8 protein-coding genes are annotated in these 8,087 nt (G+C 67.6%); 7 read left to right on the forward strand and 1 reads right to left on the reverse strand.

What is annotated here, in order from left to right; all coding sequences use genetic code 11:
* Positions 1–78: 78 nt before the first annotated feature.
* Both VXC91_RS39995 and VXC91_RS40000 read left to right on the forward strand, forming a co-directional pair.
* Positions 79–477: a cytochrome c oxidase subunit 4 gene (locus VXC91_RS39995; protein WP_329512270.1), complete on the forward strand. Its 399-nt coding sequence runs from the start codon at positions 79–81 to the stop codon at positions 475–477.
* Between the two features lie 128 nt (positions 478–605).
* Positions 606–1,904: a L,D-transpeptidase gene (locus VXC91_RS40000; RefSeq protein ID WP_408057595.1), complete on the forward strand. Its 1,299-nt coding sequence runs from the start codon at positions 606–608 to the stop codon at positions 1,902–1,904.
* A 104-nt stretch (positions 1,905–2,008) separates the two neighbouring features.
* On the opposite strand, the gene VXC91_RS40005 is transcribed toward VXC91_RS40000, so the two are convergent.
* Positions 2,009–2,410, reverse strand: coding sequence for a response regulator (locus VXC91_RS40005; protein WP_329512271.1), 402 nt, complete (start codon positions 2,408–2,410; stop codon positions 2,009–2,011).
* A gap of 187 nt (positions 2,411–2,597) precedes the next feature.
* Here VXC91_RS40005 and ctaE point away from each other — a divergent pair, with 187 nt between their 5' ends.
* From ctaE to trpD, 5 genes are all read left to right on the forward strand, one after another.
* Positions 2,598–3,218 carry an aa3-type cytochrome oxidase subunit III gene (ctaE, locus tag VXC91_RS40010; RefSeq protein WP_329512272.1) on the forward strand — a complete coding sequence of 207 codons (621 nt, stop codon included), beginning with the start codon at positions 2,598–2,600 and terminating at the stop codon, positions 3,216–3,218.
* Positions 3,219–3,331: 113 nt separating this feature from the next.
* Complete coding sequence (qcrC, locus tag VXC91_RS40015; RefSeq protein WP_329512273.1) at positions 3,332–4,144, forward strand: cytochrome bc1 complex diheme cytochrome c subunit; 813 nt, start codon at positions 3,332–3,334, stop codon at positions 4,142–4,144.
* Positions 4,141–5,199, forward strand: coding sequence for a cytochrome bc1 complex Rieske iron-sulfur subunit (qcrA, locus tag VXC91_RS40020; RefSeq protein WP_329512274.1), 1,059 nt, complete (start codon positions 4,141–4,143; stop codon positions 5,197–5,199). Before qcrC ends, qcrA begins: the two co-directional genes overlap by 4 nt.
* On the forward strand, positions 5,196–6,854 hold the full coding sequence (qcrB, locus tag VXC91_RS40025) for a cytochrome bc1 complex cytochrome b subunit (protein WP_329512275.1): 1,659 nt from the start codon (positions 5,196–5,198) through the stop codon (positions 6,852–6,854). Before qcrA ends, qcrB begins: the two co-directional genes overlap by 4 nt.
* Before the next feature lie 136 nt (positions 6,855–6,990).
* Positions 6,991–8,055, forward strand: a complete 1,065-nt coding sequence (trpD, locus tag VXC91_RS40030; RefSeq protein WP_329512276.1) for an anthranilate phosphoribosyltransferase — start codon at positions 6,991–6,993, stop codon at positions 8,053–8,055.
* Positions 8,056–8,087: the final 32 nt, after the last annotated feature.

Genomic DNA, 8,087 nt, shown 5'->3' on the forward strand with positions numbered 1-8,087 from the left:
GGAGATCGCCGCGCTCGAGCAGCTCGAGTACGAGGGTGCTGGTAGCAAGGCCGTCTCCGGTGGCAAGGAGGCCGGCAAGTGAAGATCCAGGGCAAGATGTTCATCTGGCTGGCCGTCTTCATCCTGATCATGGCCATCGTCTATGGCCTGTGGTCGAAGGAGCCGGCCGGTACCACCGCGCTCTTCCTGGCCTTCGGCCTGAGCATCATGATCGGCTACTACCTGGCCTTCACGGCCCGGCGGGTCGACACGGGCGCCCAGGACAACAAGGAGGCCGACGTCGCGGACGACGCCGGTGAGGTCGGCTTCTTCAGCCCGCACAGCTGGCAGCCGCTCGCCCTCGGTGTCGGTGGCGCGCTCGCCTTCCTGGCCGTCGCGATCGGCTGGTGGCTGCTGTTCTTCTCGGCCCCGCTGATCCTGGTGGGCCTGTGGGGCTGGGTCTTCGAGTACTACCGCGGCGAGAACCGCACCCAGTAACACGCGCACGGTGCAAGGGAGCCCGACACTCCGTCAGGAGTGCCGGGCTCCCCCTTTTGCCGCCTGATTCGTCCCCCGCACGGCTCTCTCCGCGCGCCGCGGCCGACAGACGTCCCTAGCGTGAGGCCATGAGCCACACAGTGTTCCACCGGGGCGACGCCGGACCCGACAGGCGCCTGCCGGCGCGCCCGCGACACCGCACCGTCGTCAGTTGCACGCTGCTCGCGATAGCCCTCGGCGCGGGGCTCGCCGGCTGCGGGTACGACGGCAATCCGCTCTCCGCCAACCCGTATGACGCGGCGGACGAGATCGCCTACAACGCCCCCGCCGACTCCGACAAGAAGGTCGACCCCGACAAGCCCCTGGAGATCACCGCTTCGGATGACGACGGGCGCATCACGGACGTGACGGCCACCGACTCCCGCGGGCGCTACGTCGCCGGTGAACTCGCCGCAGACGGCAGCCGCTGGCACAGCACTTCACCACTGGCCGCGGGGACCCACTACACGGTCCGGGTGAGCACCGAGGACGACGACGGTGCACCCGGCCGCAAGGTCATCGAGTTCGACACCAGTACCCCAAAGAGCAAGACGCTGAACGTCACCTTCGGCCCCAGGGCCGGAAGCTACGGCGTCGGCCAGCCCGTCACCGCCGAACTCAGCGAGCCCGTCAAGGACAAGGCGTCCCGGGCCGTCGTCGAGGGGGCCCTCAAGGTCGACTCCGTGCCCGCCGTCCGGGGTTCCTGGTACTGGGTGGACGACAAGACGCTGCACTACCGTCCCGAGAACTACTGGCCCGTCCACGCCACGATCACCGCCCACAGCAACCTCGCGGGGATGAAGGTGGCCGAACGGCTGTGGGGCGGTGAGGCGAAGTCCGTGAAGATCACCACAGGCGATCGCATAGTCGCCCTCACGGACGCCGCCACGCACCAGATGACGGTCTACAAGAACGACGCGGTCGTCAGGCGGATACCCATCACCACGGGCAAGCCCGGCTACGAGACCCGAAACGGCGTCAAGGTCGTGCTGGGCAAGCAGTACGTCGTACGCATGCGCGGTACCTCGATCGGCATCTCGCAGAACTCGAGCGACTCCTACGACCTGATGGTCTACTGGGCCGCCCAGGTGACCTACAGCGGCGAGTATGTGCACGCGGCGCCCTGGTCCGTCGGACAACAGGGGTACGCCAACGTGAGCCACGGCTGCACCGGCATGAGCAACGGGTCCGCCCAGTGGTTCTACGACACCGTACGGCAGGGCGACATCGTCAAGGTCGTCAACTCCTACGGCAAGGAGATGGAGCCGTTCGGCAACGGCTTCGGCGACTGGAACCTCGACTGGGCGAAGTGGAGCAAGGGCAGCGCCCTGGTCGCCGCCAACTCCAACGGCACGAACCGGGCACGACTGCGCCCGGAGTCGGTCTGAGACGGGTCCCCCGCGCCCCGTCAGGGGCGCGGGACGATGACGTCGTGCGGCCCCGCCGCGCGGGTGCGACGGACCACGAGGGAACGGCGGCCGCCGAGACACCCTCAGGCGCTCAGGAGGGCCTTGCGCCGCAACAGAGCGGCCAGGGCGGAGGCGAACTCCACCGGCTCCACCGGAAGCGCCACCGCCGCATCAGCCCGGCTCCACGTCGCCAGCCACGCGTCCTGCGGCCGCGCGATCAGCACCAGCACCGGCGGGCAGTTGAAGATCTCGTCCTTGATCTGCCGGCAGACGCCCATCCCGCCCATCGGCACGGCCTCGCCGTCCAGGACGCACACGTCGATGCCGCCCCGGTCCAGCTCCTTGAGGACGGCGCCCGGTGTCGCGCACTCCACGAACTCGACCGCGGGGACGTCCGGGGCGGGCCTGCGCCCGGACGCGAGCCGCACTTGTTCGCGGGTGGTGGAGTCGTCGCTGTAGACCAGGACCGTGGCGGTCGGCTGCATGCTTCCTCCGGTACGCAGTGGTGTCCGTCGCCGTGCGGGACGGATCGTTGGGGCGGATGTTACTCCCTTGAACACGTGGTCAACAGCGGTTCGGACGGGGCTTCGATGGGCCATCCGGGCAGTACACACGCCATGGACACTCCGAACGGCACCCCCCGGAGTGAGGGCGGGATAAGCGACCGACATAATGTCGATCGTGGCGACAGCAACGACAGTAGAAACCGGGCACGCGCACCCGTCGGTCAACCGGCCGAACCTCACCAGCGTCGGAACCATCATCTGGCTGAGTTCCGAGCTGATGTTCTTCGCGGCCCTCTTCGCGATGTACTTCACCCTGCGATCGGTGACCGGGCCGACTCACTGGAAGGAGATGGCGAGCCATCTCAACTTCCCGTTCTCGGCGACCAACACCACGATCCTGGTGCTCTCCTCCCTCACCTGCCAGCTCGGTGTGTTCGCTGCCGAGCGCGGTGACGTGAAGAAGCTCCGGGGCTGGTTCATCCTCACCTTCATCATGGGTTCGATCTTTGTCGGCGGGCAGATCTTCGAGTACACCGAGCTGGTCAAGAAGGACGGCCTCTCGCTCTCCTCGGACCCGTACGGCTCGGTGTTCTACCTGACCACCGGGTTCCACGGCCTGCACGTGACGGGTGGTCTCATCGCCTTCCTTCTGGTCCTCGGCCGCACCTACGCGGCGCGGAGGTTCACCCATGAACAGGCGACCGCCGCCATCGTCGTGTCCTACTACTGGCACTTCGTCGATGTCGTCTGGATCGGCCTCTTCGCCACGATCTACATGATCAAGTAGTCGGCCGTCGGCCGCGGCGGACGGTCACCCGATCGGGGAGAACCGAACGCCCGCGACGATCCGATCCATTTCCAGAAGCATCGACGCAGAAGATCCTGACACCGGGGTAATCCGTGAAAAAGCTCTCCGTACGACGACGCCATCCGATGGCGGCGCTCGTCGTCCTACTCATCGCGCTGACGGTCTCCGGGGGGCTGTACGCCGCGTTCGCGCCCGCCGACAAGGCGCAGGCCGATGACACCGCCCAGTCCCTCGCCATCGAGGAGGGCAAGAAGCTCTACCGGGTGGGCTGTGCCAGCTGCCACGGCACCGGCGGTCAGGGCTCCTCCGACGGCCCGAGTCTGGTGGGTGTGGGGGCGGCGGCCGTCGACTTCCAGGTCGGCACCGGCCGTATGCCCGCCGCCACCTCGCAGGGCCCCCAGGTGCCGAAGAAGAAGAACTTCTACTCGCAGGCCCAGATCGACCAGCTCGCGGCGTACATCTCCTCCCTCGGTGCCGGTCCGGCCGTGCCGACGAAGAACGACTACAGCCCCGAGGGTGCCGACATCGCCAAGGGCGGCGAGCTCTTCCGCACCAACTGCGCACAGTGCCACAACTTCACAGGTAAGGGTGGTGCGCTGACGCACGGCAAGTTCGCGCCGAGCCTCGATGGCGTCGCCCCGAAGCACATCTACGAGGCCATGCAGACCGGCCCGCAGAACATGCCGTCCTTCCCCGACACCACGCTGTCGCAGCAGAACAAGAAGGACATCATCGCCTACCTCAACGCGGTCAACGGCGACCGGACCGAGAACCCCGGCGGCCTCGAGCTGGGCGGCCTCGGACCGGTCTCCGAGGGCCTGTTCGCCTGGATCTTCGGCCTGGGCGCACTGATCGTGCTTGCCGTCTGGGTCGCCGCTCGGACCGCAAAGGCCAAGAAGTCATGAGTAGCCACGACATTCCAGAAGAGAACCTGCCCGCTGAGCAGGACACCGCACACCGTGCCGTGACGGTCGCGGACGAGGTGAGCCCGTTCGCCGACCCGGGGCTGCCGCCCCACGAGCACCGCATCCAGGACATCGACGAGCGGGCCGCCAAGCGTTCCGAGCGCACGGTCGCCCTGCTGTTCACCGTGTCGATGCTGGCCACCGTCGGCTTCATCGCCGCGTACGTCACGATCCCGACGGACAAGTCGATCTTCGTCTTCCCGATCGGGCACATCAGCGCGATGAACTTCGCGCTGGGCCTGACGCTGGGCGTGGCGCTGTTCGCGATCGGCGCGGGCGCGGTCCACTGGGCCCGCACCCTGATGTCCGACATGGAGATCGTCGACGAGCGTCACCCGGCCGAGGCCTCGCCCGAGGTGAAGGCGAAGGTCATCGGCGACTTCCAGCAGGGCGCCAAGGAGTCCCAGTTCGGCCGCCGCAAGCTGATCCGTAACACCATGTTCGGCGCGCTGGCCCTGTTCCCGCTCTCCGGCGTCGTGCTGCTGCGCGACCTGGGCCCGCTGCCCGGCACCAAGCTGCGCCACACGCTCTGGTCCAAGGGCAAGCTCCTCGTCAACATGAACACGAACGAGCCGCTGCGTCCCTCGGACGTCGCGGTCGGTTCGCTCACCTTCGCCAAGCCCGAGGGCCTGGAGGAGACCAACGAGGACTTCCAGCTCGAGATCGCCAAGGCCGCTTTGATGATCGTCCGGCTGCAGCCGGAGAACATCAAGGACAAGCAGGAGCTCGAGTGGTCCCACCAGGGCATCGTGGCGTTCTCCAAGATCTGCACCCACGTCGGTTGCCCGATCTCCCTGTACGAGCAGCAGACGCACCACGTCCTCTGCCCGTGCCACCAGTCCACCTTCGACCTCTCCGACGGTGCCCGGGTCGTCTTCGGCCCGGCCGGTCACGCCTTGCCGCAGCTGCGCATCGGTGTGAACGCGGACGGTTATCTCGAGGCGCTCGGCGACTTCGAGGAGCCCGTCGGCCCTGCATTCTGGGAGCGCGGATGAGTACCACATCGACCAACACGAACCCTGCCGCAGACGGGGCGGGCGGCTCGCGCGGACAGGCGCCGGCCGGCGAGCGCGTCGCGGACTGGGCGGACGCCCGCCTGGGGATCTACTCCCTGGCCAAGTCCAACATGCGCAAGATCTTCCCCGACCACTGGTCGTTCATGTTGGGCGAGGTCTGCCTCTACAGCTTCCTGATCATCATCCTCACGGGTGTGTATCTGACGCTGTTCTTCCACCCGTCGATGAACGAGGTGGTGTACCACGGCAGTTACGTCCCGCTGCAGGGCCAGCTGATGAGCGAGGCGTTCAACTCGACGATGCACATCAGCTTCGACGTCCGCGGCGGTCTGCTGATCCGGCAGATCCACCACTGGGCGGCGCTGGTCTTCCTCGCCGGCATGTTCGTGCACATGATGCGCGTGTTCTTCACGGGCGCCTTCCGCAAGCCGCGCGAGATCAACTGGGTGTTCGGCTTCCTGCTGTTCGTCCTCGGCATGTTCACCGGCTTCACCGGCTACTCGCTCCCGGACGATCTGCTCTCCGGCACCGGTGTCCGCTTCATGGAGGGCGCGATCCTGTCCGTGCCGATCGTCGGCACGTACCTGTCGTTCTTCCTCTTCGGCGGTCAGTTCCCGGGTGGCGACTTCGTGGCCCGGTTCTACTCGATCCACATCCTGCTGCTGCCGGGCATCATGCTCGGCCTGGTGGTCGGCCACCTGATCCTGGTCGTCTACCACAAGCACACGCAGTTCGCGGGTCCCGGAAAGACGAACAACAACGTCATCGGCATGCCGCTGATGCCGGTGTACATGGCCAAGGCCGGAGGCTTCTTCTTCCTGGTCTTCGGTGTCATCGCCGCCGTCGCGGCGGTCGCCCAGATCAACCCGATCTGGGCCCTGGGCCCCTACCGTCCGGACCAGGTGTCCACCGGCGCCCAGCCCGACTGGTACATGGGCTTCTCCGAGGGCCTGATCCGTGTGATGCCGGGCTGGGAGGTCAATGTCTGGGGTCACACGCTCGTGCTGGGCGTGTTCATCCCGCTGGTGATCTTCCCGCTGGTTCTGGTCGCGATCGGGGTGTACCCGTTCATCGAGTCCTGGGTCACCGGCGACAAGCGCGAGCACCACATCCTGGACCGCCCGCGCAACGCTCCGACGCGTACGGCCTTCGGTGCCGCGTGGATCTCCTGGTACTTCGTGCTGCTCATCGGTGGTGGCAACGACCTCTGGGCCACGCACTTCCACCTGTCGATCAACGCGATCACCTGGTTCGTCCGCATCGCCTTCTTCGTGGTGCCGGTCATCGTGTTCATCGCGACCAAGCGGATCTGCCTCGGCCTCCAGCGCCGCGACCGCGACAAGGTGCTGCACGGCCGCGAGTCGGGCATCATCAAGCGGCTGCCGCACGGTGAGTTCATCGAGGTGCACGAGCCGCTCAGCCAGGAGCAGCTGCACACGCTCACCTCGCACGAGCAGTACCAGCCGGTCGAGATCGGCCCGACGGTCGACGAGAACGGCGTCGAGCGGAAGATCAAGGGCTCCGAGAAGCTGCGCTCCAGGCTGAGCAACGCCTACTACGGGGACACCAACCAGATCCCCAAGCCCACGGTCGAGGAGTACAAGGAGATCACGAGCGGCCACGGCCACCACTGATCACTGCGCACGCCACGCCACGGTCGAGGGGCCCCGTCCAGTCATGGACGGGGCCCCTCGCCGTGTCCCGGGCTGGATAGGGTGGACCTGTTCGAAACCCGGGCCCCGTGTGGGGCCACCGACCCAGGAGCGGCTTATGAGCGCTGTGCACCCCGCTGGAGGCGACACCGCGGCGGGCCGTTCCTGGCCCCAGGTGCTGAACGGGCTGCTCGACGGCCGTGACCAGAGCGCCGACGACACGGCCTGGGCGATGGACCGCATCATGCGCGGTGAGGCGACGGACGCTCAGATCGCCGGTTTCGCGGTGGCGCTGCGCGCCAAGGGCGAGACGGTGGAGGAGATCACCGGGCTCGTCCGGGCGATGTACGCGCACGCGAATGTCATCGAGGTGCCGGGGCCGACGGTCGACATCGTCGGTACGGGCGGTGACGGTGCGAGGACGGTGAACATCTCCACGATGTCGTCGATCGTGGTGGCCGGGACGGGAGCCAAGGTCGTCAAGCACGGCAACCGTGCGGCGTCCTCCGCGTCCGGGGCCTCGGACGTGCTGGAGAAGCTCGGCGTCAATCTGGAGCTGCCGGTGCAGCGGGTGGCCGAGGTGGCCGAGCGGGCCGGGATCACCTTCTGTTTCGCGGTGAAGTTCCACCCGGCGCTGCGGCATGTGGCCGCGGCACGCGGACAGCTGGGGATCCGTACGACGTTCAACGTCCTGGGACCGCTGACGAACCCGGCGAAGGTGAAGGCGCAGGCGGTCGGGGTGGCGGACCCGCGGATGGCGCCGATCGTCGCGGGGGTCCTCGCGGAGCGCGGTAACTCGTCCCTGGTCTTCCGGGGTGACGACGGCCTGGACGAGCTGACCACGACGTCGACGTCCCGGGTGTGGGTGGTCCGTGACGGCAGGGTCACCGAGGAGTCCTTCGATCCACGGGACGTCGGTATCGAGCTGGTGCCGGTGGAGGCGCTGCGGGGCGCCGACGCCTCCTACAACGCCGAGGTCGCACGGCGGCTGCTCGACGGCGAGACGGGCCCGGTGCGTGACGCCGTGCTGCTGAACTCCGCCGCGGCCCTGGTGGCGCTGGAGCAGGGGGAGGGCCCACTGGTGGACCGGATCCGGGCCGGTATGGACAGGGCCGCGGAGTCGATCGACTCGGGAGCGGCCAAGCGGGTCCTGGACCGTTGGGTGACCGCGAGCCACGCCTAGTGCGGTGACCGGAAAGGTTCACCGGCTCGCGA

Origin of the sequence: Streptomyces chiangmaiensis (assembly GCF_036281785.1) — a bacterium.
In the GTDB taxonomy this organism is placed as follows: Bacteria; Actinomycetota; Actinomycetes; order Streptomycetales; family Streptomycetaceae; genus Streptomyces; species Streptomyces chiangmaiensis.